The sequence below is a fragment of the Pseudomonas sp. NFXW11 genome (genome assembly GCF_049887815.1).
GTDB lineage: Bacteria > Pseudomonadota > Gammaproteobacteria > Pseudomonadales > Pseudomonadaceae > Aquipseudomonas.
Genome location: NZ_JAGEKI010000026.1, coordinates 33711 through 59003, shown reverse-complemented (window position 1 = coordinate 59003; position 25293 = coordinate 33711). Strand labels below are relative to the sequence as shown.

At 55.8% G+C, this 25293-nt stretch carries 32 protein-coding genes; all 32 read left to right on the top strand.

The features are described from left to right. Positions 1-9: 9 nt before the first annotated feature. The 32 genes from rpoB to rpsD all read left to right on the top strand — a co-directional run bounded on the left by rpoB (position 10) and on the right by rpsD (position 25291). On the top strand, positions 10-4083 hold the full coding sequence (rpoB, locus tag J4P02_RS28615) for a DNA-directed RNA polymerase subunit beta (RefSeq protein WP_426196728.1): 4074 nt from the start codon (positions 10-12) through the stop codon (positions 4081-4083). 64 nt (positions 4084-4147) lie between these two features. Beyond that, positions 4148-8347, top strand: a complete 4200-nt coding sequence (rpoC, locus tag J4P02_RS28610; protein WP_426196726.1) for a DNA-directed RNA polymerase subunit beta' — start codon at positions 4148-4150, stop codon at positions 8345-8347. 201 nt (positions 8348-8548) lie between these two features. Beyond that, a complete protein-coding gene (gene rpsL, locus J4P02_RS28605) occupies positions 8549-8920 on the top strand; it encodes a 30S ribosomal protein S12 (RefSeq protein WP_003186084.1) in 372 nt (123 codons plus the stop codon). A gap of 111 nt (positions 8921-9031) precedes the next feature. Further along, a complete protein-coding gene (gene rpsG, locus J4P02_RS28600; protein ID WP_007925959.1) occupies positions 9032-9502 on the top strand; it encodes a 30S ribosomal protein S7 in 471 nt (156 codons plus the stop codon). Between the two features lie 30 nt (positions 9503-9532). Further along, entirely contained in the window at positions 9533-11680 is a 2148-nt protein-coding gene (gene fusA, locus J4P02_RS28595) for an elongation factor G (protein ID WP_426196724.1), read from the top strand. A 34-nt stretch (positions 11681-11714) separates the two neighbouring features. Then, positions 11715-12908 carry an elongation factor Tu gene (tuf, locus tag J4P02_RS28590; protein WP_075122036.1) on the top strand — a complete coding sequence of 398 codons (1194 nt, stop codon included), beginning with the start codon at positions 11715-11717 and terminating at the stop codon, positions 12906-12908. A 140-nt stretch (positions 12909-13048) separates the two neighbouring features. Then, a complete protein-coding gene (gene rpsJ / locus J4P02_RS28585; protein WP_003186070.1) occupies positions 13049-13360 on the top strand; it encodes a 30S ribosomal protein S10 in 312 nt (103 codons plus the stop codon). Positions 13361-13441: 81 nt separating this feature from the next. Next, positions 13442-14077: a 50S ribosomal protein L3 gene (rplC, locus tag J4P02_RS28580; protein ID WP_044465330.1), complete on the top strand. Its 636-nt coding sequence runs from the start codon at positions 13442-13444 to the stop codon at positions 14075-14077. Between the two features lie 12 nt (positions 14078-14089). After that, entirely contained in the window at positions 14090-14692 is a 603-nt protein-coding gene (gene rplD, locus J4P02_RS28575; RefSeq protein ID WP_007924200.1) for a 50S ribosomal protein L4, read from the top strand. Continuing rightward, positions 14689-14988 carry a 50S ribosomal protein L23 gene (gene rplW / locus J4P02_RS28570; RefSeq protein WP_002555488.1) on the top strand — a complete coding sequence of 100 codons (300 nt, stop codon included), beginning with the start codon at positions 14689-14691 and terminating at the stop codon, positions 14986-14988. Before rplD ends, rplW begins: the two co-directional genes overlap by 4 nt. A gap of 14 nt (positions 14989-15002) precedes the next feature. Then, on the top strand, positions 15003-15827 hold the full coding sequence (rplB, locus tag J4P02_RS28565; RefSeq protein ID WP_426196720.1) for a 50S ribosomal protein L2: 825 nt from the start codon (positions 15003-15005) through the stop codon (positions 15825-15827). A 16-nt stretch (positions 15828-15843) separates the two neighbouring features. Beyond that, positions 15844-16119: a 30S ribosomal protein S19 gene (gene rpsS / locus J4P02_RS28560; protein WP_002555486.1), complete on the top strand. Its 276-nt coding sequence runs from the start codon at positions 15844-15846 to the stop codon at positions 16117-16119. Positions 16120-16132: 13 nt separating this feature from the next. Beyond that, positions 16133-16465, top strand: coding sequence for a 50S ribosomal protein L22 (gene rplV / locus J4P02_RS28555; protein WP_003103908.1), 333 nt, complete (start codon positions 16133-16135; stop codon positions 16463-16465). 13 nt (positions 16466-16478) lie between these two features. Further along, entirely contained in the window at positions 16479-17165 is a 687-nt protein-coding gene (rpsC, locus tag J4P02_RS28550; protein WP_007924192.1) for a 30S ribosomal protein S3, read from the top strand. 12 nt (positions 17166-17177) lie between these two features. Continuing rightward, a complete protein-coding gene (gene rplP / locus J4P02_RS28545) occupies positions 17178-17591 on the top strand; it encodes a 50S ribosomal protein L16 (protein WP_003228729.1) in 414 nt (137 codons plus the stop codon). Next, the gene (gene rpmC / locus J4P02_RS28540; RefSeq protein WP_002555481.1) at positions 17591-17782 is read left to right on the top strand and encodes a 50S ribosomal protein L29; all 192 of its coding nucleotides are present in this window, start codon (positions 17591-17593) and stop codon (positions 17780-17782) included. The genes rplP and rpmC overlap by 1 nt, the downstream gene beginning before the upstream one ends. A gap of 2 nt (positions 17783-17784) precedes the next feature. After that, positions 17785-18051 carry a 30S ribosomal protein S17 gene (gene rpsQ / locus J4P02_RS28535; protein ID WP_003194644.1) on the top strand — a complete coding sequence of 89 codons (267 nt, stop codon included), beginning with the start codon at positions 17785-17787 and terminating at the stop codon, positions 18049-18051. Positions 18052-18074: 23 nt separating this feature from the next. Next, positions 18075-18443, top strand: coding sequence for a 50S ribosomal protein L14 (rplN, locus tag J4P02_RS28530; protein ID WP_002555479.1), 369 nt, complete (start codon positions 18075-18077; stop codon positions 18441-18443). Between the two features lie 11 nt (positions 18444-18454). Then, the gene (gene rplX, locus J4P02_RS28525; protein ID WP_010443924.1) at positions 18455-18769 is read left to right on the top strand and encodes a 50S ribosomal protein L24; all 315 of its coding nucleotides are present in this window, start codon (positions 18455-18457) and stop codon (positions 18767-18769) included. A 20-nt stretch (positions 18770-18789) separates the two neighbouring features. Continuing rightward, positions 18790-19329, top strand: a complete 540-nt coding sequence (gene rplE, locus J4P02_RS28520; protein WP_022641376.1) for a 50S ribosomal protein L5 — start codon at positions 18790-18792, stop codon at positions 19327-19329. A gap of 13 nt (positions 19330-19342) precedes the next feature. Next, positions 19343-19648, top strand: a complete 306-nt coding sequence (gene rpsN / locus J4P02_RS28515; RefSeq protein WP_003228726.1) for a 30S ribosomal protein S14 — start codon at positions 19343-19345, stop codon at positions 19646-19648. 206 nt (positions 19649-19854) lie between these two features. Then, positions 19855-20247: a 30S ribosomal protein S8 gene (gene rpsH, locus J4P02_RS28510; protein WP_011063773.1), complete on the top strand. Its 393-nt coding sequence runs from the start codon at positions 19855-19857 to the stop codon at positions 20245-20247. Between the two features lie 12 nt (positions 20248-20259). Beyond that, positions 20260-20793, top strand: coding sequence for a 50S ribosomal protein L6 (rplF, locus tag J4P02_RS28505; RefSeq protein ID WP_426196715.1), 534 nt, complete (start codon positions 20260-20262; stop codon positions 20791-20793). Positions 20794-20803: 10 nt separating this feature from the next. Further along, entirely contained in the window at positions 20804-21154 is a 351-nt protein-coding gene (gene rplR, locus J4P02_RS28500) for a 50S ribosomal protein L18 (RefSeq protein WP_053162831.1), read from the top strand. A gap of 3 nt (positions 21155-21157) precedes the next feature. Beyond that, positions 21158-21658 (top strand): 30S ribosomal protein S5, encoded by a 501-nt coding sequence (gene rpsE, locus J4P02_RS28495; RefSeq protein ID WP_022641371.1) that lies wholly within the window; start codon positions 21158-21160, stop codon positions 21656-21658. Between the two features lie 2 nt (positions 21659-21660). Then, positions 21661-21837, top strand: coding sequence for a 50S ribosomal protein L30 (gene rpmD, locus J4P02_RS28490; RefSeq protein WP_003176408.1), 177 nt, complete (start codon positions 21661-21663; stop codon positions 21835-21837). 3 nt (positions 21838-21840) lie between these two features. Then, positions 21841-22275, top strand: coding sequence for a 50S ribosomal protein L15 (gene rplO / locus J4P02_RS28485; protein ID WP_010220318.1), 435 nt, complete (start codon positions 21841-21843; stop codon positions 22273-22275). Next, positions 22276-23604: a preprotein translocase subunit SecY gene (gene secY / locus J4P02_RS28480; protein ID WP_022641370.1), complete on the top strand. Its 1329-nt coding sequence runs from the start codon at positions 22276-22278 to the stop codon at positions 23602-23604. It begins immediately after the preceding gene. Between the two features lie 24 nt (positions 23605-23628). Further along, positions 23629-23745 (top strand): 50S ribosomal protein L36, encoded by a 117-nt coding sequence (rpmJ, locus tag J4P02_RS28475; protein WP_002555468.1) that lies wholly within the window; start codon positions 23629-23631, stop codon positions 23743-23745. A 130-nt stretch (positions 23746-23875) separates the two neighbouring features. Further along, a complete protein-coding gene (rpsM, locus tag J4P02_RS28470) occupies positions 23876-24232 on the top strand; it encodes a 30S ribosomal protein S13 (RefSeq protein WP_003186020.1) in 357 nt (118 codons plus the stop codon). 30 nt (positions 24233-24262) lie between these two features. Beyond that, entirely contained in the window at positions 24263-24652 is a 390-nt protein-coding gene (gene rpsK / locus J4P02_RS28465) for a 30S ribosomal protein S11 (RefSeq protein WP_007924177.1), read from the top strand. 18 nt (positions 24653-24670) lie between these two features. Continuing rightward, on the top strand, positions 24671-25291 hold the full coding sequence (gene rpsD / locus J4P02_RS28460; RefSeq protein WP_426196711.1) for a 30S ribosomal protein S4: 621 nt from the start codon (positions 24671-24673) through the stop codon (positions 25289-25291). The last annotated feature ends 2 nt before the right edge of the window (positions 25292-25293 follow it).

Here is a 25293-nt window from a genome sequence, read left to right as displayed (position 1 = left end):
GGAACGCTGATGGCTTACTCATACACTGAGAAAAAACGTATCCGCAAGGACTTTAGCAAGTTGCCGGACGTCATGGATGTGCCGTACCTCCTGGCCATCCAGCTGGATTCGTATCGTGAATTCTTGCAAGCGGGGGCGACTAAAGATCAGTTCCGCGACGTGGGCCTGCATGCGGCCTTCAAATCCGTTTTCCCGATCATCAGCTACTCCGGCAATGCTGCGTTGGAGTATGTCGGTTATCGCCTGGGCGAACCGGCGTTTGATGTTAAAGAATGCGTGTTGCGTGGCGTGACTTACGCCGTACCTTTGCGGGTAAAAGTACGTCTGATCATTTTCGACAAAGAGTCGTCGAACAAAGCGATCAAGGACATCAAAGAGCAAGAAGTCTACATGGGTGAAATCCCCCTGATGACTGAGAACGGTACCTTCGTTATCAACGGTACCGAGCGTGTAATTGTTTCCCAGCTGCACCGTTCCCCTGGCGTATTCTTCGACCACGACCGTGGCAAGACGCACAGCTCCGGTAAGCTGCTTTACTCCGCGCGCATCATCCCTTACCGCGGTTCGTGGTTGGACTTCGAGTTCGACCCGAAAGACTGCGTGTTCGTTCGTATCGACCGTCGCCGCAAGCTGCCTGCGTCGGTTCTGCTGCGCGCGCTGGGCTACACCACAGAAGAAGTGCTGGACGCTTTCTACACCACCAACGTATTCCATGTGAAAGGCGAGAGCCTGAGCCTGGAGCTGGTGCCACAGCGCCTGCGTGGTGAAATTGCCGTTCTGGACATCCAGGATGACAAGGGCAAGGTTATTGTCGAGCAGGGTCGTCGTATCACCGCTCGTCACATCAACCAGCTGGAAAAAGCCGGTATCAAAGAGCTGGATGTGCCTCTGGACTACGTCCTCGGCCGTACCACCGCCAAGGCTATCGTGCACCCGGCTACCGGCGAGATCCTGGCAGAGTGCAACACCGAGCTGAACACCGAGATCCTGGCAAAAATCGCCAAGGCCCAGGTTGTTCGTATCGAAACTCTGTACACCAACGACATCGACTGCGGTCCGTTCGTTTCCGACACGCTGAAGATCGACTCCACCAGCAACCAATTGGAAGCGCTGGTCGAGATCTATCGCATGATGCGTCCTGGCGAGCCGCCAACCAAGGATGCTGCCGAGACGCTGTTCAACAACCTGTTCTTCAGCCCTGAGCGCTATGACCTCTCCGCCGTTGGCCGGATGAAGTTCAACCGTCGTATCGGTCGTACCGAGATCGAAGGTTCGGGCGTTCTGTGCAAAGAAGACATCGTTGCTGTGCTGAAGACTCTGGTCGACATCCGGAACGGTAAAGGCATCGTCGACGACATCGACCACCTGGGTAACCGTCGTGTTCGCTGCGTAGGCGAAATGGCCGAGAACCAGTTCCGCGTTGGCCTGGTGCGTGTAGAGCGCGCGGTCAAAGAGCGTCTGTCGATGGCTGAAAGCGAAGGCCTGATGCCGCAAGACCTGATCAATGCCAAGCCAGTGGCTGCGGCAGTGAAAGAGTTCTTCGGTTCCAGCCAGCTGTCCCAGTTCATGGACCAGAACAACCCGCTGTCCGAGATCACCCACAAGCGTCGTGTCTCTGCACTCGGCCCAGGTGGTCTGACTCGTGAGCGCGCAGGCTTTGAAGTTCGTGACGTACACCCGACTCACTATGGTCGTGTATGCCCGATCGAAACGCCGGAAGGTCCGAACATCGGTCTGATCAACTCCTTGGCGGCCTATGCTCGCACCAACCAGTATGGTTTCCTCGAGAGCCCGTACCGTGTGGTGAAAGACGCTCTGGTAACCGACGAGATCGTGTTCCTGTCCGCCATTGAAGAGGCCGATCACGTGATCGCCCAGGCTTCGGCGACCATGAACGACAAAGGTCAGCTGGTCGATGAGCTGGTAGCTGTTCGTCACTTGAACGAATTCACCGTCAAGGCGCCGGAAGACGTCACCCTGATGGACGTTTCGCCGAAGCAGGTAGTTTCGGTTGCAGCGTCGCTGATTCCGTTCCTCGAGCACGACGACGCCAACCGTGCATTGATGGGTTCCAACATGCAGCGTCAGGCTGTACCAACCCTGCGTGCCGACAAGCCGCTGGTAGGTACCGGCATGGAGCGCAACGTTGCCCGTGACTCCGGTGTTTGCGTCGTGGCTCGCCGTGGCGGCGTGATCGACTCGGTCGATGCCAGCCGTATCGTGGTTCGTGTTGCTGATGACGAAGTTGAAACCGGTGAAGCTGGTGTCGACATCTACAACCTGACCAAGTACACCCGCTCCAACCAGAACACCTGCATCAACCAGCGTCCGCTGGTGAGCAAGGGTGATCGGGTACAGCGCAGCGACATCATGGCCGACGGCCCGTCCACCGACATGGGTGAGCTGGCGTTGGGTCAGAACATGCGCATCGCGTTCATGGCGTGGAACGGCTTCAACTTCGAAGACTCCATCTGCCTGTCCGAGCGTGTGGTTCAGGAAGACCGCTTCACCACGATCCACATCCAGGAACTGACCTGTGTGGCTCGTGACACCAAGCTTGGCCCAGAGGAAATCACTGCGGACATCCCGAACGTGGGTGAAGCCGCACTGAACAAGCTGGACGAGGCCGGTATCGTTTATGTAGGTGCTGAAGTCGGCGCCGGCGACATCCTGGTGGGCAAGGTCACTCCGAAAGGCGAGACCCAGCTGACTCCGGAAGAAAAACTGCTGCGCGCAATCTTCGGTGAGAAGGCCAGCGACGTTAAAGACACTTCCCTGCGTGTACCTACCGGTACCAAGGGTACTGTCATCGACGTACAGGTCTTCACTCGTGACGGCGTAGAGCGTGATGCTCGTGCACTGTCGATCGAGAAGAGCCAGCTGGACGAGATCCGCAAGGATCTGAACGAAGAGTTCCGCATCGTTGAAGGCGCAACCTTCGAGCGTCTGCGTTCCGCCCTGGTCGGCAACAAGGCCGAGGGTGGTGCTGGTCTGAAGAAAGGCCAGGAAATCACCGACGAAGTGCTCGACGGTCTTGAGCATGGCCAGTGGTTCAAACTGCGCATGGCTGAAGATGCTCTGAACGAGCAGCTCGAGAAGGCCCAGGCCTACATCGTCGATCGTCGCCGTCTGCTGGACGACAAGTTCGAAGACAAGAAGCGCAAGCTGCAGCAAGGCGATGACCTGGCTCCAGGCGTGCTGAAGATCGTCAAGGTCTACCTGGCAATCCGTCGTCGCATCCAGCCGGGCGACAAGATGGCCGGTCGTCACGGTAACAAGGGTGTGGTCTCCGTGATCATGCCGGTTGAAGACATGCCGCACGATGCCAATGGCACCCCGGTGGACGTGGTCCTCAACCCGCTGGGCGTACCTTCGCGTATGAACGTTGGTCAGATCCTCGAAACTCACCTGGGCCTTGCAGCCAAAGGTCTGGGCGAGAAGATCAACCGCATGGTCGAAGAGCAGCGCAAGGTTGCAGAACTGCGTACCTTCCTGGACGAGATCTACAACCAGATCGGCGGTCGTAACGAAGACCTGGACAGCTTCTCCGATCAGGAGATCCTGGACCTGGCGCATAACCTGCGCGGCGGTGTGCCGATGGCCACTCCGGTGTTCGACGGCGCCAAGGAAAGCGAGATCAAGGCCATGCTGAAACTGGCGGACCTGCCAGAAAGCGGCCAGATGCAGCTGACCGACGGCCGTACCGGCAACAAGTTCGAGCGTCCAGTTACCGTTGGCTACATGTACATGCTGAAACTGAACCACTTGGTAGACGACAAGATGCACGCTCGTTCTACTGGTTCCTACAGCCTGGTTACCCAGCAGCCGCTGGGTGGTAAGGCGCAGTTCGGTGGTCAGCGTTTCGGGGAGATGGAGGTCTGGGCACTGGAAGCATACGGTGCTGCATACACTCTGCAAGAAATGCTCACAGTGAAGTCGGACGATGTGAACGGTCGTACCAAGATGTACAAAAACATCGTGGACGGCGATCACCGTATGGAGCCGGGCATGCCCGAGTCCTTCAACGTGTTGATCAAGGAAATTCGTTCCCTCGGCATCGATATCGATCTGGAAACCGAATAACACGTGACGCGAATCGAGAGCGGGGCAGGATTGCCCGCTCTCTGCTCCGCCAGGAGGAAAGGCCTTGAAAGACCTACTGAATTTGCTGAAAAACCAGGGTCAAGTCGAAGAGTTCGACGCCATCCGTATCGGATTGGCCTCGCCTGAGATGATCCGTTCGTGGTCGTTCGGTGAAGTTAAAAAGCCGGAAACCATCAACTACCGTACGTTCAAGCCTGAGCGTGACGGCCTGTTCTGCGCCAAGATCTTTGGCCCGGTAAAGGATTACGAGTGCCTGTGCGGTAAGTACAAGCGCTTGAAGCATCGCGGTGTGATCTGCGAGAAGTGCGGCGTTGAAGTCGCGCTGGCCAAGGTTCGTCGTGAGCGCATGGCGCACATCGAACTGGCTTCGCCGGTTGCCCACATCTGGTTCCTGAAATCGCTGCCGTCCCGTATCGGCCTGCTGATGGACATGACCCTGCGTGATATCGAACGCGTTCTCTATTTCGAGAGCTATGTCGTTATCGATCCAGGCATGACCACCCTGGAAAAGGGCCAGCTGCTGAACGACGAGCAGTACTTCGAAGCGCTGGAAGAGTTCGGTGACGATTTCGACGCCCGCATGGGTGCCGAGGCCGTTCGCGAGCTGCTGCACGCTATCGACCTGGAGCACGAGATTGGCCGTCTGCGCGAAGAGATTCCGCAAACCAACTCGGAAACCAAGATCAAGAAGCTGTCCAAGCGTCTGAAGTTGATGGAAGCCTTCCAAGGCTCCGGCAACCTGCCAGAGTGGATGGTGCTGACCGTTCTGCCGGTTCTGCCGCCAGATCTGCGTCCACTGGTCCCGCTGGATGGCGGTCGCTTCGCGACTTCCGACCTCAACGATCTGTATCGTCGAGTGATCAACCGTAACAACCGCTTGAAGCGCCTGCTGGATCTGTCCGCTCCGGACATCATCGTGCGCAACGAAAAGCGTATGTTGCAGGAAGCCGTCGACGCCCTGCTCGACAACGGTCGTCGTGGCCGCGCTATTACCGGTTCCAACAAGCGTCCTCTGAAATCCCTGGCCGACATGATCAAGGGTAAGCAAGGTCGTTTCCGTCAGAACTTGCTCGGTAAGCGTGTTGACTACTCCGGTCGTTCGGTAATTACCGTAGGTCCGACCCTGCGTCTGCACCAGTGCGGTCTGCCGAAGAAAATGGCTCTCGAGCTGTTCAAGCCGTTCATTTTCGGCAAGTTGGAAATGCGTGGCTTGGCCACCACCATCAAAGCCGCGAAGAAGATGGTCGAGCGCGAGCTGCCAGAGGTTTGGGACGTTCTCGCTGAAGTGATCCGTGAACACCCCGTACTGCTCAACCGTGCACCGACCCTTCACCGTCTGGGTATCCAGGCGTTTGAACCCGTACTGATCGAAGGTAAGGCTATCCAGCTGCACCCTCTGGTCTGTGCGGCGTACAACGCCGACTTCGACGGCGACCAAATGGCCGTGCACGTACCGCTGACACTGGAAGCTCAGCTGGAAGCGCGCGCGTTGATGATGTCGACCAACAACATCCTGTCGCCAGCCAACGGTGAGCCGATCATCGTTCCGTCGCAGGACGTTGTACTGGGTCTGTACTACATGACTCGTGAAGCGATCAACGCCAAGGGCGAAGGTCGTGTGTTCGCCGATCTGCAGGAAGTTGACCGTGTGTTCCGCGCTGGCGAAGCCGCGCTGCACGCGAAGATCAAGGTGCGGATCAACGAAACCGTCAACGATCGTGACGGCAACAGCGTGAGCAACACCCGTATCGTCGACACCACTGTCGGCCGTGCGCTGCTGTTCCAGGTTGTGCCAAAAGGTCTGTCCTTCGACGTCGTCAACCTGCCGATGAAGAAGAAGGCGATCTCCAAGCTGATCAACCAGTGCTATCGCGTGGTAGGTCTGAAAGAGACCGTGATCTTCGCTGACCAGTTGATGTACACCGGTTTTGCCTACTCGACCATTTCCGGCGTTTCCATCGGTGTTAACGACTTCGTTATCCCGGATGAAAAAGCCCGCATCATCGGTGCCGCCACCGACGAAGTGAAAGAGATCGAGAGCCAGTACGCCTCCGGCCTGGTAACCCAGGGCGAGAAGTACAACAAGGTGATCGACCTTTGGTCGAAGGCCAACGATGAAGTATCCAAGGCGATGATGGCCAACCTCTCGAAAGAGAAAGTCATCGACCGCAATGGCGACGAAGTCGAGCAAGAATCGTTCAACTCGATGTACATGATGGCCGACTCGGGTGCGCGGGGTTCCGCAGCCCAGATCCGTCAGCTGGCCGGTATGCGTGGTCTGATGGCCAAGCCGGACGGTTCCATCATCGAAACGCCGATTACTGCGAACTTCCGTGAAGGTCTGAGCGTACTCCAGTACTTCATCTCGACTCACGGTGCTCGTAAAGGTCTGGCGGATACCGCGTTGAAAACTGCGAACTCCGGTTACCTGACTCGTCGTCTGGTAGACGTGGCGCAGGATCTGGTTGTAACCGAGATCGATTGCGGCACCGAACACGGCTTGCTGATGACTCCGCACATTGAAGGCGGTGACGTTGTAGAGCCGCTGGGTGAGCGCGTATTGGGTCGTGTTATCGCCCGTGACGTATTCAAGCCAGGTACCGAGGACGTCATCGTTCCTGCCGGCACTCTGGTAGACGAGAAGTGGGTTGAATTCATCGAGCTGAACAGCATCGACGAAGTGATCGTGCGTTCGCCGATCAGCTGCGAAACCCGTTATGGCATCTGCGCCAAGTGCTACGGTCGTGACCTGGCTCGTGGTCACCAGGTGAACATCGGTGAAGCGGTCGGCGTTATTGCCGCCCAGTCCATCGGTGAGCCGGGTACCCAGCTGACCATGCGTACGTTCCACATCGGTGGTGCGGCAAGCCGGACCTCGGCTGCAGACAGCGTTCAGGTGAAGAATGGCGGTACCGTCCGTCTGCACAACCTGAAGCACGTTGAGCGTGTCGATGGTCACCTGGTTGCTGTGTCCCGTTCCGGTGAGCTGGCGATTGCTGACGACTTCGGTCGTGAGCGCGAGCGCTACAAGCTGCCGTACGGTGCCGTGATCTCGGTGAAGGAAGGTGACAAGGTCGACGCTGGCGCCATCGTCGCCAAGTGGGACCCGCACACCCACCCAATCGTTACCGAAATGAAAGGTACCGTGACCTACGTGGGCATGGAAGAAGGCATCACCATCAAGCGTCAGACCGACGAATTGACTGGTATGACCAACATCGAAGTACTGGACGTGAAAGACCGTCCGGCCGCCGGCAAGGACATTCGTCCTGCGGTGAAGATGGTGGGTATGGATGGCAAGGATCTGCTGCTGCCAGGTACCGACGTACCGGCTCAGTACTTCCTGCCGGCTAACGCCCTGGTCGGTGTTGCCGACGGTGCGCAGATTGCGATCGGTGATGTTATCGCTCGTATTCCGCAAGAAACTTCGAAGACCCGTGACATCACCGGTGGTCTGCCGCGTGTTGCCGACTTGTTCGAAGCTCGTCGTCCGAAAGAGGCGTCGATCCTGGCTGAAGTCAGCGGCACCATCGCGTTCGGTAAAGAGACCAAGGGCAAGCGCCGTCTGGTCATCACTCCGAACGACGGTAGCGATCCGTATGAAGAGCTGATTCCGAAGTGGCGTCACCTGAACGTCTTCGAAGGCGAACAAGTGAACCGCGGCGAAGTTATCTCCGACGGTCCAAGCGATCCACACGACATCCTGCGTCTGCTGGGTGTAAGTGCGCTGGCCAAGTACATCGTCAACGAGATCCAGGACGTTTACCGTCTGCAGGGCGTGAAGATTAACGACAAGCACATCGAGACCATTCTGCGTCAGATGCTGCGTAAGGTTGAGATCTCCGAGTCCGGTGATTCCAGCTTCATCAAGGGCGACCAGATGGAACTGACTCACGTGCTGGTGGAAAACGAGCGTCTGAGCACCGAAGACAAGTTCATCGCCAAGTTCACCCGCGTACTGCTGGGTATTACCAAGGCGTCCTTGTCCACCGAGTCGTTCATCTCGGCGGCCTCCTTCCAGGAGACCACTCGCGTACTGACCGAAGCGGCGGTAACCGGCAAGCGCGATTACCTGCGCGGCCTGAAGGAAAACGTGGTCGTGGGTCGTCTGATCCCGGCCGGTACCGGCCTGGCGTACCATAGCGAGCGTAAGCGTCGTCGTGATGCCGACAAGCCACTGCGTGTAAGCGCAAGCGAAGTCGAAGCAGCACTGACTGAAGCGCTGAACTCCAGCGGTAACTGAGGTCTGCAGTAGATTGAGACGGGGCCCCGGCTTTTTCGATTGAGAACCAAGACACTTGTTGTCGAGGTTCGCTGATCGGGGAGGCCGGGGCCTTGCCTTGACTGGGGACAAGATCCTCTTTAGACTCTTGTACCCCTAAATTTGGTAGAGCTCCTGCTCTGCCATTTTGTTTATGTCGAAAGACAACAGTGGAGCTAGTAGATGGCAACTATCAACCAGCTGGTACGTCAGCCGCGTAAGCGTATCGTCGAGAAATCCGACGTGCCTGCGCTGCAGAACTGCCCGCAACGTCGTGGCGTGTGCACTCGCGTGTACACCACTACGCCGAAAAAACCTAACTCGGCACTGCGTAAAGTATGCCGTGTGCGTCTGACCAACGGTTTCGAGGTTTCCTCGTACATCGGCGGTGAAGGCCACAACCTGCAAGAGCACAGCGTCGTTCTGATTCGCGGCGGCCGTGTAAAAGACTTGCCAGGTGTTCGTTACCACACCGTTCGCGGCTCCCTGGATACCTCCGGCGTTAAAGGTCGTAACCAAGGTCGTTCGAAGTACGGTACCAAGCGTCCGAAGTAATCGGTCGTTTTGCAGTTTTTAATTATATTGAGTCGATAAGAGTAAGGTCGGGCACGCGTCCATTGGATCAACTGTCCCGAGCTAACCTGAAGACCGTTTGAGGGCTTATCAATGCCAAGACGTCGCGTAGCAGCCAAACGTGAGATTCTGGACGATCCGAAATACGGAAGCCAGATCCTCGCCAAGTTCATGAACCACGTAATGGAAAGCGGCAAGAAAGCCGTTGCCGAGCGTATTGTTTATGGCGCGCTGGAAAAAGTTAAAGAGCGCAAGAACAGCGATCCCCTGGAAATCTTCGAGAAAGCTCTCGACGCCATCGCTCCGCTGGTCGAAGTGAAGTCGCGCCGTGTAGGCGGTGCTACTTACCAGGTTCCGGTCGAAGTTCGTCCGTCCCGTCGTAACGCTCTGGCAATGCGCTGGTTGGTAGACTTCGCCCGCAAGCGCGGCGAGAAGTCTATGGCTCTGCGTTTGGCTGGCGAACTGCTGGACGCTGCCGAAGGCAAAGGTGCTGCAGTTAAGAAGCGTGAAGACGTTCACCGTATGGCTGAAGCCAACAAGGCTTTCTCGCACTACCGCTTCTAATATCGGCATCATTCATTTTGCGAGGGCTTTATGGCTCGTACTACAGCAATCAACCGCTACCGTAACATTGGTATCTGTGCCCACGTTGACGCGGGCAAGACTACCACTACCGAGCGGATCCTGTTCTACACAGGTCTCAGCCACAAGATGGGTGAGGTGCATGACGGCGCTGCTACCACCGACTGGATGGTGCAGGAGCAGGAGCGGGGTATCACCATTACCTCTGCTGCTGTAACTACCTTCTGGAAAGGTTCGCGCGGCCAATTCGATAACTATCGTGTGAACGTTATCGATACCCCTGGCCACGTTGACTTCACCATTGAAGTAGAGCGCTCTCTGCGCGTACTCGACGGCGCGGTCGTTGTGTTCTGCGGTACTTCCGGTGTTGAGCCTCAGTCTGAAACCGTATGGCGTCAAGCCAACAAGTACGGCGTTCCACGTGTTGTTTACGTGAACAAGATGGACCGTGCCGGTGCTAACTTCCTGCGCGTTGTTGGTCAGATCAAGAACCGTCTGGGTCATACCCCGGTTCCGGTTCAGCTGGCTATCGGCGCTGAAGATAACTTCGAAGGTCAGGTTGATCTGATCAAGATGAAGGCTATCTACTGGAACGACGACGACAAGGGTACTACCTATCGCGAGGAAGAAATTCCTGCCGATATGCTGGACCTGGCCAACGAGTGGCGCTCCAACATGGTTGAAGCTGCTGCCGAAGCCAACGAAGAGCTGATGAACAAGTACCTTGAAGAAGGTGACTTGACTGCTGAAGAAATCAAGGCCGGCCTGCGCGCGCGCACCCTGGCTAGCGAGATCGTTCCAGCTGTCTGCGGTTCTTCGTTCAAGAACAAGGGCGTTCCCCTGGTTCTCGACGCCGTTATCGACTTCCTGCCTGCTCCTACCGAGATCCCGGCGATCAAGGGTATCCATCCGGATCTCATCGAGAAGCCGAAGGATGAGCTGGTAGAGGCGGATTACGACGAGCGTCATGCAGACGATGCAGAACCGTTCTCGGCTCTGGCATTCAAGATTGCGACTGACCCGTTCGTTGGTACTCTGACTTTCGTGCGCGTCTACTCGGGCTTCCTGAGCTCGGGCGACTCCGTGATCAACTCGGTCAAGGGCAAGAAAGAGCGCGTTGGTCGTATGGTGCAGATGCACGCCAACCAGCGTGAAGAGATCAAGGAAGTACGTGCAGGCGACATCGCTGCCCTGATCGGCATGAAGGACGTTACCACTGGTGACACTCTGTGCGATCTCGACAAGCAGATCATCCTTGAGCGTATGGATTTCCCTGAGCCTGTGATTTCGGTAGCGGTAGAGCCGAAAACCAAGCAGGACCAGGAAAAGATGGGTATCGCACTGGGCAAGCTGGCCCAGGAAGACCCGTCGTTCCGCGTCAAGACCGACGAAGAGACTGGCCAGACCATCATCTCCGGTATGGGTGAGCTGCACCTGGACATCCTCGTTGACCGCATGAAGCGCGAGTTCAACGTCGAAGCCAACATCGGCAAGCCGCAGGTTTCGTACCGCGAGAAGATCAGCAAGAGCAACGTTGAGATCGAAGGCAAGTTCGTTCGTCAGTCGGGCGGTCGCGGTCAGTTCGGTCACTGCTGGATCCGTTTCTCGGAGCCGGACGTCGATGCGAACGGCAACATCACCGAAGGTCTGGTCTTCACCAACGAAGTTGTTGGTGGTGTGGTTCCTAAGGAATACATCCCGGCTATCCAGAAGGGTATCGAAGAGCAGATGAAGAACGGCGTCGTTGCCGGTTATCCGCTGATCGGCCTGAAGGCTACCGTGTTCGATGGTTCCTACCACGACGTCGACTCCAACGAGATGGCGTTCAAGGTGGCGGCCTCCATGGCGACCAAGCAGCTGGCCCAGAAGGGTGGCGGCGTTGTGCTCGAGCCGATCATGAAGGTTGAAGTTGTAACCCCAGAGGACTACATGGGTGACGTGATGGGTGACCTGAACCGTCGTCGTGGTCTGATTCAGGGTATGGATGACTCGGTGTCCGGCAAGGTTATCCGTGCTGAGGTTCCACTGGGTGAAATGTTCGGTTATGCGACCGACGTTCGTTCCATGTCTCAGGGTCGCGCGAGCTACTCCATGGAATTCTCCAAATACGCCGAAGCTCCGTCGAACATCGTCGAAGCTCTCGTTAAAAAACAAGGCTGATTCAGTCTCCCCTTTAGGCTAGGAGTTAATTGTCGTGGCTAAAGAAAAATTTGAACGTAACAAACCGCACGTCAACGTTGGCACCATCGGTCACGTTGACCACGGTAAAACCACTCTGACCGCTGCTCTGACCCGTGTCTGCTCCGAAGTTTTCGGTTCGGCCAAGGTTGACTTCGACAAGATCGACAGCGCCCCAGAAGAGAAAGCTCGCGGTATCACCATCAACACCGCTCACGTTGAATACGATTCGTCCGTGCGTCACTACGCACACGTTGACTGCCCAGGTCACGCCGACTACGTAAAAAACATGATCACCGGTGCTGCCCAGATGGATGGCGCGATCCTGGTTTGCTCGGCCGCTGATGGTCCGATGCCACAAACCCGTGAGCACATCCTGCTGTCCCGTCAGGTTGGCGTTCCGTACATCGTTGTCTTCCTGAACAAGGCTGACATGGTTGACGACGCTGAGCTGCTGGAACTGGTTGAGATGGAAGTGCGCGACCTGCTGAGCACTTACGACTTCCCAGGTGACGACACTCCGATCATCATCGGTTCGGCTCTGATGGCTCTGAACGGCCAAGACGACAACGAAATGGGTACCACCGCTGTTAAGCGTCTGGTAGAAACTCTGGACACCTACATCCCAGAGCCAGAGCGTGCAATCGACAAGCCGTTCCTGATGCCAATCGAAGACGTATTCTCGATCTCCGGTCGTGGCACCGTGGTAACTGGTCGTGTTGAGCGTGGTATCGTTCGCATCCAGGAAGAAGTTGAGATCGTTGGTCTGCGCGACACTCAGAAAACCACCTGCACCGGCGTTGAAATGTTCCGCAAACTGCTCGACGAAGGTCGTGCTGGCGAGAACTGCGGCGTTCTGCTGCGTGGCACCAAGCGTGACGACGTTGAGCGTGGCCAGGTACTGGTTAAGCCAGGTACCGTTAAGCCGCACACCAAGTTCACCGCTGAAGTGTACGTTCTGAGCAAAGAAGAAGGCGGCCGTCATACTCCGTTCTTCAAAGGCTACCGTCCACAGTTCTACTTCCGTACTACTGACGTGACTGGTAACTGCGAGCTGCCAGAAGGCGTTGAAATGGTAATGCCAGGTGACAACATCCAAATGGTTGTTACTCTGATCAAAACCATCGCGATGGAAGATGGTCTGCGTTTCGCTATTCGTGAAGGCGGTCGTACCGTCGGCGCTGGCGTCGTAGCCAAAGTCATCGAGTAATCGACGACTCATGAAAAAGCCCCCGCTTGCGGGGGCTTTTTTATTGGGTTGACACTCTGTGAGGCCGTCTATAGAATTGCGCCTCCTTTTAACGGGCGTATTGCGCCCGGTGGGAATAGCAGCCTGGAGTCTGAAATCCAATGCAAAATCAGCAAATCCGTATCAGGTTGAAGGCTTTCGACCATCGCCTGATCGACCAATCCACCCAGGAAATCGTGGAAACCGCGAAACGTACTGGTGCTCAAGTGCGTGGTCCAATTCCACTGCCTACCCGTAAAGAGCGGTTCACCGTTCTGGTCTCCCCGCACGTCAACAAAGACGCGCGTGACCAGTACGAGATCCGTACTCATAAGCGCGTACTGGACATCGTCCAGCCAACGGATAAAACCGTTGATGCACTTATGAAGCTCGATCTTGCGGCAGGTGTGGAAGTGCAGATCAGCCTCGGCTAAGACTTCGGTCTTTGTCGTGTAACGCTCTGAAATGGGCGGCCATAGCGGGTGAAAGCCCCGTACACTCATGAGGTTTACAACATGACTATTGGTGTAGTCGGTCGTAAATGCGGTATGACCCGTATTTTCACCGAAGAAGGTGTCTCCATTCCGGTCACGGTCATTGAGATCGAGCCGAATCGCGTCACCCAGTTCAAAACTGAAGAAACCGATGGCTATCGTGCAGTGCAAGTCACTGTAGGTGAGCGTCGTGCTTCGCGCGTGACTGCTGCTCAGGCAGGTCACTTCGCTAAAGCGAATGTTGCCGCTGGTCGCGGTGTTTGGGAATTCCGTCTTGAAGAAGGCGAGTACCAAGCTGGCGATCTGATCAAGGCAGAAATCTTCGCAGCTGGCCAGCTGGTAGACGTTACCGGTCAGTCGAAAGGTAAAGGCTTCGCCGGTACCATCAAGCGTTGGAATTTCCGCGGTCAAGATAACACCCACGGTAACTCCGTTTCCCACCGCGTCCCGGGCTCTATTGGCCAGTGCCAGACTCCTGGTCGTGTATTCAAGGGCAAGAAAATGTCCGGTCATATGGGCGCTGAGCGCGTGACCGTGCAGTCCCTGGAAGTAGTGCGCGTCGACGCTGAACGCAATCTGTTGCTGGTCAAGGGTGCTGTTCCTGGCGCTACTGGCGGCAACCTGGTTGTACGTCCAGCGGCCAAGGCTCGCGGTTAAGGGGAAGCTGACATGCAATTAAATGTAAATGACGCTCAAGCGATCGAAGTTTCCGAACTGACATTTGGCGGCGAATTCAACGAGACGCTGGTTCACCAAGCAGTCGTGGCCTACATGGCTGGCGGCCGTCAAGGTAGCAAGCAGCAAAAGACCCGTTCCGACGTTTCCGGTGGCGGTAAGCGCCCATGGCGTCAGAAAGGTACTGGCCGTGCTCGTGCCGGTACTATCCGTAGCCCAATCTGGCGCGGCGGCGGCACCACTTTCGCAGCTCGTCCTCAGGATCACTCCCAGAAGCTGAACAAGAAGATGTATCGCGCAGCAATGCGTTCCATCCTTGCTGAGCTGGTGCGTACTGATCGTCTGGTCGTGGTTCAGGATTTCGCTGTTGAAACTCCGAAAACCAAAGATCTGCTGGGCAAACTGAACAACATGAGCCTGACCGACGTTCTGATCGTGTCGGACGCTGTTGATCAGAACCTGTACCTGGCTGCTCGCAACCTGCCGCACGTAGATGTACGTGATGTGCAAGGTTCCGATCCAGTTAGTCTGATCGCATACGACAAAGTGTTGATCACTGTGTCGGCCGTGAAGAAATTCGAGGAGCTGCTGGGATGAACCAGGAACGCGTATTTAAAGTTCTGCTTGGCCCGCACGTTTCCGAGAAGGCTACGGTTCTGGCAGACAAAAAAGGCCAGTTCGTTTTCAAGGTTGCTACCGATGCAACCAAGCTGGAAATCAAGAAGGCCGTCGAAAGCCTGTTCAGCGTGAAAGTGGAACGTGTTACTACCCTGAATGTTCTGGGTAAGAGCAAGCGTACCGCTCGCGGTCTGGGCAAGCGTAATGACTGGAAGAAGGCAGTTATCTCCCTTCAGCCAGGCCAAGATCTCGATTTCAGCAGCAGTGCTGAGTAAGGAAGGGGCGCATCATGGCAATCGTTAAATGCAAACCGACTTCCCCTGGCCGCCGTTTTGTGGTCAAGGTGGTCAACCAGGAGCTGCATAAAGGCGCTCCTCACGCACCGCTGATCGAGAAAAAATCGAAGTCTGGTGGTCGTAACAACAATGGCCGTATCACTACTCGTCACGTTGGTGGTGGTCATAAGCAGCATTACCGTCTGGTCGACTTCCGTCGCAATGACAAGGACGGCATCGCCGCCACTGTCGAGCGTATCGAATACGATCCAAACCGTACTGCTCACATCGCTCTGCTGCTGTACGCAGACGGCGAGCGTCGCTACATCATCGCCCCTAAAGGCGTGAGCGCTGGCGACCAGCTGATTGCAGGTGCCTTGGCGCCGATCAAGCCGGGCAACGCTCTGCAGCTGCGCAACATCCCAGTTGGTAGCACCGTGCATGGCATCGAACTGAAGCCAGGCAAGGGCGCACAAATCGCTCGTTCGGCTGGTGCTTCGGCTCAGCTGGTCGCTCGTGAAGGCGTCTACGTGACTCTGCGTCTGCGCTCCGGCGAAATGCGCAAAGTGCTGTCCGAGTGCCGTGCGACCCTGGGTGAAGTCTCGAACTCCGAGCACAGCCTGCGTTCGCTGGGTAAAGCTGGTGCCAAACGCTGGCGTGGCGTTCGCCCAACCGTTCGTGGTGTTGCCATGAACCCGGTTGACCACCCACATGGTGGTGGTGAAGGTCGTACCTCTGGTGGTCGTCATCCGGTATCGCCATGGGGCTTCCCGACTAAGGGCGCGAAGACTCGTGGTAATAAGCGTACCGACAAAATGATTGTCCGTCGTCGCAAGTAAATAGAGGGATACGACAGTGCCACGTTCTCTGAAAAAAGGTCCTTTTATTGATCTTCACCTACTGAAGAAGATCGAAGTGGCGGCGGAAAAGAACGATCGCAAACCAGTTAAGACCTGGTCGCGTCGTTCGATGATCCTGCCACAAATGGTCGGTCTGACCATTGCTGTGCATAACGGTCGTCAGCATGTTCCAGTTCTCGTGAACGAAGACATGGTCGGCCACAAACTGGGCGAGTTCGCCGGTACCCGTACATATCGCGGGCACGTGGCTGACAAGAAAGCCAAGCGTTAAGGGGTAAGGAACGATGGAAGTAGCCGCTAAGTTGTCGGGCGCTCGAATCTCCGCCCAGAAAGCCCGCTTGGTCGCCGACCAGATCCGCGGGAAGAAGGTGGGCGAAGCGCTCAACCTGTTGGCTTTCAGCAGTAAGAAAGCCGCCGAGATCATGAAGAAAGTGCTGGAGTCGGCCGTAGCCAACGCCGAGCATAACGAAGGCGCAGACGTTGATGACCTGAAGGTCTCCACCGTTTTCGTCAACGAAGGGCGTTCGCTGAAGCGCATCATGCCACGTGCCAAAGGCCGTGCTGATCGCATCGTCAAGCGGTCTTGCCATATCACTGTCAAGGTTGCTGACAAGTAACGGAGTCGAAGAGATGGGTCAGAAAGTACATCCCATTGGCATTCGCCTGGGAATCGTCAAGGAGCACACCTCCGTCTGGTACGCAGACGGTCGGACTTATGCGGACTATTTGCTCGCAGATCTGAATGTGCGTGAGTATCTCCAAGACAAACTAAAAAGCGCGTCCGTAAGCCGTATCGATATCCATCGTCCGGCTCAAACTGCACGCATCACCATCCACACCGCTCGTCCCGGCATCGTGATCGGCAAGAAAGGTGAAGATGTTGAAAAACTGCGTCAGGACCTGACCAAGCAAATGGGTGTGCCTGTGCACATCAATATCGAAGAGATCCGCAAGCCGGAGCTCGACGGTATGCTGGTTGCGCAGAGCGTAGCTCAGCAGCTGGAGCGTCGCGTAATGTTCCGTCGTGCTATGAAGCGCGCCGTACAGAACGCCATGCGCATTGGTGCCAAAGGCATCAAAATCCAAGTGAGCGGTCGTCTCGGCGGTGCTGAAATCGCACGTACTGAATGGTATCGCGAAGGTCGTGTGCCACTGCACACCCTGCGTGCCGATATCGACTATGCCACCTACGAAGCTCACACCACCTACGGTGTGATCGGTGTGAAGGTTTGGATCTTCAAAGGCGAAGTAATTGGTGGTCGCCAAGAAGAGCTGAAGCCGCAAGCACCAGCGCCTCGTAAAAAAGCTGCTAAGTAAGGGGTACGCCAAATGTTGCAACCAAAGCGTACGAAGTTCCGCAAGCAAATGACCGGCCACAACCGTGGTCTGGCATTGCGCGGTAGCAAAGTCAGCTTCGGCGAGTTCGCGCTGAAGTCTGTTGCTCGTGGTCGTCTCACCGCTCGTCAGATCGAGTCAGCGCGTCGTGCCCTGACCCGTCACGTAAAACGTGGTGGCAAGATCTGGATCCGTGTATTCCCGGACAAGCCTATTTCCAAGAAGCCACTCGAAGTTCGGATGGGTAAAGGTAAGGGTAACGTCGAATACTGGGTTGCCCAGATTCAGCCAGGCAAAGTCCTGTATGAAATCGAGGGTGTTTCTGAAGAGCTGGCGCGTGAGGCTTTCGCCCTGGCTGCTGCAAAGCTGCCGCTCGCCACCTCCTTTGTTAAGCGGACGGTGATGTGATGAAAGCGAATGAACTTCGTGAAAAATCCGCACAGCAGCTGAACGAGCAACTGCTCGGCCTGCTGCGCGACCAGTTCAATCTGCGTATGCAGAAAGCAACTGGCCAGTTGGGGCAGTCTCATCTGCTCTCGCAAGTTAAGCGTGACATCGCTCGCGTGAAGACTGTGCTCAACCAGCAGGCAGGTAAGTAATCATGGCTGAAGCCGAAAAAACTGTCCGTACGCTGACTGGCCGTGTTGTCAGCGACAAGATGGACAAGACCATCACCGTTCTGATCGAGCGTCGCGTTAAGCACCCTATCTACGGTAAATACGTTAAGCGTTCGACTAAGCTGCACGCGCACGACGAAACCAACCAGTGCCACATCGGCGACAAAGTCACTATTCGTGAAACTCGTCCGATGGCCAAGACCAAGTCTTGGGCGCTGGTTGATGTTCTCGAACGCGCTGTGGAAGTCTAAGGGCTAGGGGTCGGAGAAATTATATGATTCAGACTCAATCCATGCTCGATGTGGCCGATAACAGCGGCGCTCGCCGCGTTATGTGCATCAAGGTGCTGGGTGGCTCCCATCGTCGTTACGCTGGTATCGGTGACATCATCAAGGTAACCGTTAAGGAAGCAATTCCTCGCGGCAAGGTGAAGAAAGGTCAAGTGATGACTGCTGTTGTAGTCCGCACTCGCCATGGCGTTCGTCGTGCAGACGGCTCCATCATCCGCTTTGATGGCAACGCTGCTGTTCTGTTGAACAACAAGCAAGAGCCGATCGGCACCCGTATCTTTGGGCCAGTGACCCGTGAACTTCGTACTGAGAAGTTCATGAAGATCGTCTCGCTCGCCCCAGAAGTGCTGTAAGGAGATCCGACATGCAAAAGATTCGTCGTGACGACGAGATCATCGTGATCGCCGGCAAAGACAAAGGTAAGCGCGGTAAGGTGCTTAAGGTTCTGGCTGATGACCGTCTGGTCGTTGGTGGTCTGAACCTGGTTAAGCGTCATACCAAGCCTAACCCGATGTCGGGCGTACAAGGCGGTATCGTCGAGAAAGAAGCGCCACTGCACGCTTCCAACGTCGCCATTTTCAACAGCGAAACCAACAAGGCTGACCGCGTTGGTTTCAAAGTAGAAGACGGCAAAAAAATTCGTGTCTTCAAGTCGACCCAAAAAGCGGTTGATGCTTGAACACTGCTAGGTAGAAGACCATGGCACGACTACAAGAGATTTACCGGAAGGAAATCGCTCCGAAACTTAAGGAAGAACTTAAGCTTTCGAACGTGATGGAAGTTCCGCGCGTTACCAAAATCACCCTGAACATGGGTCTGGGCGAAGCAATCGGCGACAAGAAAGTCATCGAGCACGCAGTTGCTGACCTGGAAAAGATCACCGGCCAGAAAGTCGTTGTGACTCACGCTCGTAAATCCATCGCTGGCTTCAAAGTCCGCGAAGGCTGGCCGATCGGTGTCAAAGTGACCCTGCGCCGTGAGCGTATGTACGAGTTCCTGGATCGTCTGCTGTCGATCTCCCTGCCTCGGGTTCGCGACTTCCGCGGCCTGAATGCCAAGTCCTTCGACGGTCGTGGCAACTACAGCATGGGCGTGAAAGAGCAGATCATTTTCCCGGAAATCGATTACGACAAGATCGATGCTCTCCGCGGTCTGGACATTACCCTGACCACCACTGCCAAGAACGATGATGAAGGCCGCGCTCTGCTGCGTGCTTTCAAATTCCCGTTCCGCAACTGATTGGAGTAGGAAAATGGCCAAGAAGAGCATGAAGAACCGTGAGCTGAAGCGTCAGCTCACCGTTGCCAAGTACGCCACCAAGCGTGCAGCGCTGAAAGCTATCATCGTGGATCTGAACGCAAGTCCAGAAGCTCGTTGGGAAGCTACCGTAGCTCTGCAGAAGCAGCCACGTGACGCTAGCGCTTCGCGCATGCGTAACCGCTGCCGCCTGACTGGTCGTCCACACGGCGTTTACCGCAAGTTCGGCCTGGGCCGTAACAAGCTGCGTGAAGCTGCCATGCGTGGTGACGTTCCAGGTCTGGTCAAAGCCAGCTGGTAATGACGATCAAAGTCACGGTGATCGGTTCGCAAGAACCCGATCACCGGTGATCTTGAACATGAATCAAGCCCCTTATGGGGCTTGATTCATTTCTGGGGTGTGTCTAGAATGACCGGCTCGCCTGAGCCCGTGTTTTTTGCCCGGAATTTCTCGGCGATAGTTGTAGCCGCAAGGCTCATTCTTTTTGTATCAGGAGCATCTAGCCCATGAGTATGCAGGACCCGTTAGCGGACATGCTAACTCGAATCCGTAATGCCCAGATGGCTGAAAAGTCCGTCGTAAGCATGCCGTCTTCCACGCTGAAGGTGGCTGTAGCAAAAGTCCTGAAGGACGAAGGTTACATCGCGGGTTATCAGATCAGCAGCGAAATCAAACCTCTGCTGTCCATCGAGCTGAAGTACTTCGAAGGCCGTCCGGTCATCGAAGAAGTGAAGCGCGTTAGCCGTCCAGGCCTGCGTCAGTACAAGTCCGTTGAAGAGCTGCCGAAAGTACGTGGCGGCCTTGGCGTGTCTATCGTCTCCACCAACAAAGGTGTGATGACTGATCGTGCTGCGCGCGCTGCCGGTGTCGGCGGCGAAGTTCTTTGCACTGTGTTCTAAGGGGGGATAAGCATGTCTCGCGTCGCTAAGAACCCCGTTAAGCTGCCAGCTGGTGTCGAAGTAAAATTCGCCGGCCAACAGCTTTCGGTGAAGGGTGCCAAGGGCACTCTCGAACTGAACGTACACGCCTCTGTTGAAATTGTTCAGGAAGCTGGTGAGCTGCGTTTCGCTGCTCGCAACGGCGACCAACAAACTCGCGCAATGGCCGGTACTACCCGTGCTCTGGTAAACAACATGGTCCAAGGCGTAAGCCAAGGCTTCGAGCGCAAGCTCCAGCTGGTCGGTGTTGGTTACAAGGCACAAGCAAAAGGCACAGTGCTGAACCTGGCCCTCGGCTTCTCGCATCCAGTGGATTACGAACTGCCGGAAGGCATCACCGCTGAGACTCCTAGCCAGACCGATATCCTGATCAAGGGCATCGATAAGCAGCTGGTAGGTCAAGTGGCCGCTGAGATCCGCGACTTCCGTCCACCAGAGCCTTACAAAGGTAAAGGTGTGCGCTACGCGGACGAAGTCGTCCGTCGTAAAGAAGCCAAGAAGAAGTAGGGCATAGCAAATGACCGACAAAAAAGTTACTCGACTGCGTCGCGCTCGCAAAGCACGCCTGAAAATGCACGAACTCGAAGTCGTGCGTCTCTGCGTGTTCCGCTCTTCGCAGCACATCTACGCCCAGGTCATTTCGGCCGACGGCAGCAAAGTCCTGGCAAGCGCCTCGACTTTGGATAAAGAACTGCGTGATGGTGCTACCGGCAACATCGACGCGGCCACTAAGGTTGGCCAGCTGGTCGCTACGCGTGCTAAGGCCGCTGGCGTCTCGCAGGTGGCTTTCGACCGCTCTGGCTTCAAGTACCACGGTCGCGTCAAGGCGCTGGCTGATGCTGCTCGTGAAGCTGGGCTGGAGTTCTAAGTTATGTCCAATAACGACCAAAAGCGCGACGAAGGCTACATTGAGAAGCTGGTTCAAGTTAACCGCGTAGCCAAAACCGTAAAAGGTGGCCGTATCTTCACTTTCACCGCGTTGACCGTGGTAGGTGATGGTAAGGGCCGTGTTGGCTTCGGCCGTGGCAAGTCGCGTGAAGTGCCTGCTGCGATCCAGAAGGCAATGGAAGCTGCTCGCCGCAACATGATCCAGGTTGATCTGGATGGCACCACTCTGCAGTACGCCATGAAGTCCGCCCACGGCGCTTCCAAGGTGTACATGCAGCCTGCTTCTGAAGGTACCGGTATCATCGCTGGCGGCGCTATGCGTGCCGTTCTCGAAGTTGCTGGCGTTCAGAACGTGTTGGCCAAGTGCTACGGCTCGACTAACCCAGTAAACGTGGTTCACGCCACTTTCAAGGGTTTGAAAGCAATGCAGTCCCCTGAATCCATTGCCGCCAAGCGTGGCAAAAGCGTCCAGGAGATCATCTGATCATGGCTACCGTAAAAGTAACGCTGATCAAAAGCATGACCGGCCGTATCCCTAACCACAAACTGTGCGTTAAGGGTCTGGGTCTGCGTCGCATCGGTCACACTGTAGAAGTCCAGGATACTCCCGAGAATCGCGGGATGATCAACAAGGCTTACTACATGCTGCGTGTCGAGGGTTAATCGATGAAGCTCAATGATCTGAGTCCAGCGCCGGGTTCCCGTCGCGAAAAGCATCGTCCGGGCCGTGGTATCGGTAGCGGTTTGGGTAAGACTGGTGGCCGTGGTCACAAAGGTCAGACCTCCCGTTCCGGTGGCACCATTGCTCCAGGCTTTGAAGGCGGTCAACAGCCGCTGCATCGTCGCCTGCCGAAGTTCGGTTTCGTTTCCCTGAAAGCCATGGATCGCGCAGAAGTGCGTCTGTCCGAGCTGGCCAAAGTGGAAGGCGACGTCGTAACCGTGCAGTCCCTGAAAGATGCCAACGTGATTAACCAGAACGTTCAGCGTGTGAAAATCATGCTGTCCGGCGAAGTTACTCGCGCTGTGACCATCAAGGGTATCGCCGCCACCAAAGGTGCGCGTGCGGCTATCGAAGCAGCTGGCGGCAAGTTCGAGGAATAAATGGCTAAGCAAGGTGCTCTCTCTGCGCTCGGCAAAGGCGGTATGTCTGAACTCTGGGCTCGTCTGCGTTTTCTATTCATGGCGATCATCGTCTACCGGATAGGCGCACACATCCCGGTACCAGGTATCAACCCGGACCGACTCGCAGACCTGTTTCGACAGAATGAGGGGACCATTCTTAGCTTGTTCAACATGTTTTCCGGCGGCGCGCTGGAGCGGATGAGCATCTTTGCATTGGGGATCATGCCGTACATCTCGGCATCGATCATCATGCAGCTGATGACCGCCGTCAGTCCGCAGTTGGAGCAGTTGAAGAAGGAAGGTGAAGCTGGCCGTCGCAAGATCAGCCAGTACACCCGCTACGGCACTGTCGTCCTCGCTCTGGTTCAGGCCATCGGCATGTCCGTTGGTCTGGCAGGGCAGGGCGTTGCGTTCACTGGTGACTTTGGCTTCCATTTCGTCGCGGTATCCACTTTTGTGGCTGGTGCGATGTTCATGATGTGGCTGGGTGAGCAGATTACTGAGCGTGGTGTTGGCAACGGTATCTCGATGTTGATTTTCGCGGGTATCGTGGCTGGTCTTCCGAGAGCGATCGGGCAGTCTTTCGAGTCTGCACGTCAGGGTGATATCAACATTTTTGCTCTGGTTGCGATCGGTTTGCTGGCAGTAGCGATCATCGGTTTTGTGGTGTTCATTGAGCGTGGCCAGCGTCGTATTGCTGTTCACTACGCCAAGCGTCAGCAGGGCCGTAAGGTTTTTGCTGCGCAGACCAGCCACTTGCCGCTGAAAGTGAATATGGCCGGTGTAATTCCTGCTATTTTCGCTAGCAGCATTTTGCTGTTTCCGGCTTCGTTGGGTGCCTGGTTTGGCCAGTCTGAAGGTATGGGCTGGTTGCAGGACATCTCGCAGTCGATCGCTCCTGGTCAGCCGTTGAATATTCTGCTGTTTAGTGCAGGGATTATTTTCTTCTGCTTCTTCTATACGGCGTTGATGTTCAATCCGAAAGACGTAGCGGAAAACCTGAAGAAGTCCGGTGCCTTTATTCCGGGCATCCGTCCAGGCGAGCAGTCGGCACGCTACATTGATGGCGTTCTGACCCGTTTGACCATGTTCGGTGCTCTATATATGACGGCCGTCTGCCTGTTGCCCCAGTTCCTGGTGGTTGCTGCAAACGTTCCGTTCTACCTTGGCGGGACCTCGTTGCTGATCGTGGTCGTGGTTGTTATGGACTTTATGTCGCAAGTACAATCGCACCTCGTTTCCCACCAGTACGAATCCCTGATGAAGAAAGCCAACCTGAAGGGTTACGGCAGCGGTATGCTGCGCTAATCCATAAGGTTCGAGGAGTTGGTGATGAAAGTTCGTGCATCGGTGAAAAAGCTGTGCCGTAACTGCAAGATTATTCGCCGCGAAGGTGTTGTTCGAGTAATTTGCAGCGCGGAACCGCGTCACAAGCAGCGCCAAGGCTGAGTGTGATTGTGCTTCAAACCCGGCAGCTAGTGCGCTGCCGGGTTGATTATTTGTTATTACAGCGATATTATCTCGCGCCCTATTTCTTGGCTTCCGGGGCGTAGGTAGCTGTCAATTGGAGTCCCACTGAATGGCCCGTATTGCAGGCGTTAACATTCCAGATAACAAGCATACTGTTATCTCGCTGACCTACATCTATGGTGTTGGTCGCACTACTGCGCAGAAAATCTGTGCGGTGACTGGGGTCAACCCAGCTGCGAAGATCAAGGATCTGAGCGACGAGCAAATTGAACAGCTGCGTGGCGAAGTGGCGAAGTTCACCACTGAAGGTGACCTGCGTCGCGAAATCAACATGAAAATCAAACGCTTGATGGATCTGGGCTGCTACCGCGGTCTGCGCCATCGTCGTGGTCTGCCAGTACGCGGTCAGCGTACCAAGACCAACGCGCGTACTCGCAAAGGTCCGCGTAAGCCGATCCGCAAGTAATCGCACCAGCGAATCGACAGGAATTTAGTCATGGCAAAACCTGCTGCTCGTCCTCGTAAAAAGATTAAAAAGACAGTGGTTGATGGCATCGCCCACATCCACGCGTCTTTCAACAACACCATCGTGACCATCACCGACCGTCAAGGTAACGCTCTGTCCTGGGCAACCTCCGGTGGTTCGGGTTTCCGCGGTTCTCGCAAGTCCACCCCGTTCGCTGCTCAAGTAGCTGCTGAGCGTGCTGGTCAAGCTGCGCTGGAATATGGCCTGAAGAACCTCGACGTTAACGTCAAGGGCCCAGGTCCAGGTCGTGAATCCGCAGTCCGCGCTCTGAACGGCTGTGGCTACAAGATCGCCAGCATCACCGACGTGACGCCAATCCCGCACAACGGGTGCCGTCCGCCGAAGAAGCGCCGCGTGTAATCCAGGAGATTGTAAAGAATGGCTCGTTACATTGGTCCAAAATGCAAACTGGCTCGTCGCGAAGGCACCGATCTCTTCCTGAAGAGCGGCGTGCGCGCTATCGAATCCAAGTGCAACATCGAAGCAGCTCCTGGCATCCACGGCCAGCGTCGTGGTCGTCAATCCGACTACGGTACCCAGCTGCGTGAAAAGCAAAAAGTTCGTCGTATCTACGGCGTACTCGAGCGTCAATTCAGCGGCTACTACAAGCAAGCAGCTGGCAAGAAGGGCGCAACTGGTGAAAACCTGCTGCAACTGCTCGAATGCCGTCTGGACAACGTGGTATACCGCATGGGCTTCGGTTCTACTCGTGCCGAATCCCGTCAGCTGGTATCGCACAAGTCGATCAGCGTAAACGGTCAGACCGTTAACATTCCGTCCTACCAGGTTCGTGCTGGTGACGTGGTTGCTGTTCGCGAGAAAGCAAAAAACCAACTTCGCATTGTCCAAGCTCTCGATCTGTGTGCCCAACGTGGCCGCGTAGAATGGGTAGAAGTAGACACTGAGAAGAAGTCGGGCGTTTTCAAGAACGTTCCAGCTCGCAGTGATCTGTCCGCCGACATCAACGAAAGCCTGATTGTCGAGCTCTACTCCAAGTAAGG

What these genes read in the sequence shown, in the direction of transcription:
- rpoB (WP_426196728.1), top strand. Translation starts at nt 10, where the DNA reads ATGGCTTACTCATACACTGAGAAAAAACGTATCCGCAAGGACTTTAGC.
- rpsL (WP_003186084.1), top strand. Translation starts at nt 8,549, where the DNA reads ATGGCAACTATCAACCAGCTGGTACGTCAGCCGCGTAAGCGTATCGTC.
- rpsG (WP_007925959.1), top strand. Translation starts at nt 9,032, where the DNA reads ATGCCAAGACGTCGCGTAGCAGCCAAACGTGAGATTCTGGACGATCCG.
- fusA (WP_426196724.1), top strand. Translation starts at nt 9,533, where the DNA reads ATGGCTCGTACTACAGCAATCAACCGCTACCGTAACATTGGTATCTGT.
- rpsJ (WP_003186070.1), top strand. Translation starts at nt 13,049, where the DNA reads ATGCAAAATCAGCAAATCCGTATCAGGTTGAAGGCTTTCGACCATCGC.
- rplC (WP_044465330.1), top strand. Translation starts at nt 13,442, where the DNA reads ATGACTATTGGTGTAGTCGGTCGTAAATGCGGTATGACCCGTATTTTC.
- rplD (WP_007924200.1), top strand. Translation starts at nt 14,090, where the DNA reads ATGCAATTAAATGTAAATGACGCTCAAGCGATCGAAGTTTCCGAACTG.
- rplW (WP_002555488.1), top strand. Translation starts at nt 14,689, where the DNA reads ATGAACCAGGAACGCGTATTTAAAGTTCTGCTTGGCCCGCACGTTTCC.
- rplB (WP_426196720.1), top strand. Translation starts at nt 15,003, where the DNA reads ATGGCAATCGTTAAATGCAAACCGACTTCCCCTGGCCGCCGTTTTGTG.
- rplV (WP_003103908.1), top strand. Translation starts at nt 16,133, where the DNA reads ATGGAAGTAGCCGCTAAGTTGTCGGGCGCTCGAATCTCCGCCCAGAAA.
- rpsC (WP_007924192.1), top strand. Translation starts at nt 16,479, where the DNA reads ATGGGTCAGAAAGTACATCCCATTGGCATTCGCCTGGGAATCGTCAAG.
- rplP (WP_003228729.1), top strand. Translation starts at nt 17,178, where the DNA reads ATGTTGCAACCAAAGCGTACGAAGTTCCGCAAGCAAATGACCGGCCAC.
- rpmC (WP_002555481.1), top strand. Translation starts at nt 17,591, where the DNA reads ATGAAAGCGAATGAACTTCGTGAAAAATCCGCACAGCAGCTGAACGAG.
- rpsQ (WP_003194644.1), top strand. Translation starts at nt 17,785, where the DNA reads ATGGCTGAAGCCGAAAAAACTGTCCGTACGCTGACTGGCCGTGTTGTC.
- rplN (WP_002555479.1), top strand. Translation starts at nt 18,075, where the DNA reads ATGATTCAGACTCAATCCATGCTCGATGTGGCCGATAACAGCGGCGCT.
- rplX (WP_010443924.1), top strand. Translation starts at nt 18,455, where the DNA reads ATGCAAAAGATTCGTCGTGACGACGAGATCATCGTGATCGCCGGCAAA.
- rplE (WP_022641376.1), top strand. Translation starts at nt 18,790, where the DNA reads ATGGCACGACTACAAGAGATTTACCGGAAGGAAATCGCTCCGAAACTT.
- rpsN (WP_003228726.1), top strand. Translation starts at nt 19,343, where the DNA reads ATGGCCAAGAAGAGCATGAAGAACCGTGAGCTGAAGCGTCAGCTCACC.
- rpsH (WP_011063773.1), top strand. Translation starts at nt 19,855, where the DNA reads ATGAGTATGCAGGACCCGTTAGCGGACATGCTAACTCGAATCCGTAAT.
- rplF (WP_426196715.1), top strand. Translation starts at nt 20,260, where the DNA reads ATGTCTCGCGTCGCTAAGAACCCCGTTAAGCTGCCAGCTGGTGTCGAA.
- rplR (WP_053162831.1), top strand. Translation starts at nt 20,804, where the DNA reads ATGACCGACAAAAAAGTTACTCGACTGCGTCGCGCTCGCAAAGCACGC.
- rpsE (WP_022641371.1), top strand. Translation starts at nt 21,158, where the DNA reads ATGTCCAATAACGACCAAAAGCGCGACGAAGGCTACATTGAGAAGCTG.
- rpmD (WP_003176408.1), top strand. Translation starts at nt 21,661, where the DNA reads ATGGCTACCGTAAAAGTAACGCTGATCAAAAGCATGACCGGCCGTATC.
- rplO (WP_010220318.1), top strand. Translation starts at nt 21,841, where the DNA reads ATGAAGCTCAATGATCTGAGTCCAGCGCCGGGTTCCCGTCGCGAAAAG.
- secY (WP_022641370.1), top strand. Translation starts at nt 22,276, where the DNA reads ATGGCTAAGCAAGGTGCTCTCTCTGCGCTCGGCAAAGGCGGTATGTCT.
- rpmJ (WP_002555468.1), top strand. Translation starts at nt 23,629, where the DNA reads ATGAAAGTTCGTGCATCGGTGAAAAAGCTGTGCCGTAACTGCAAGATT.
- rpsM (WP_003186020.1), top strand. Translation starts at nt 23,876, where the DNA reads ATGGCCCGTATTGCAGGCGTTAACATTCCAGATAACAAGCATACTGTT.
- rpsK (WP_007924177.1), top strand. Translation starts at nt 24,263, where the DNA reads ATGGCAAAACCTGCTGCTCGTCCTCGTAAAAAGATTAAAAAGACAGTG.
- rpsD (WP_426196711.1), top strand. Translation starts at nt 24,671, where the DNA reads ATGGCTCGTTACATTGGTCCAAAATGCAAACTGGCTCGTCGCGAAGGC.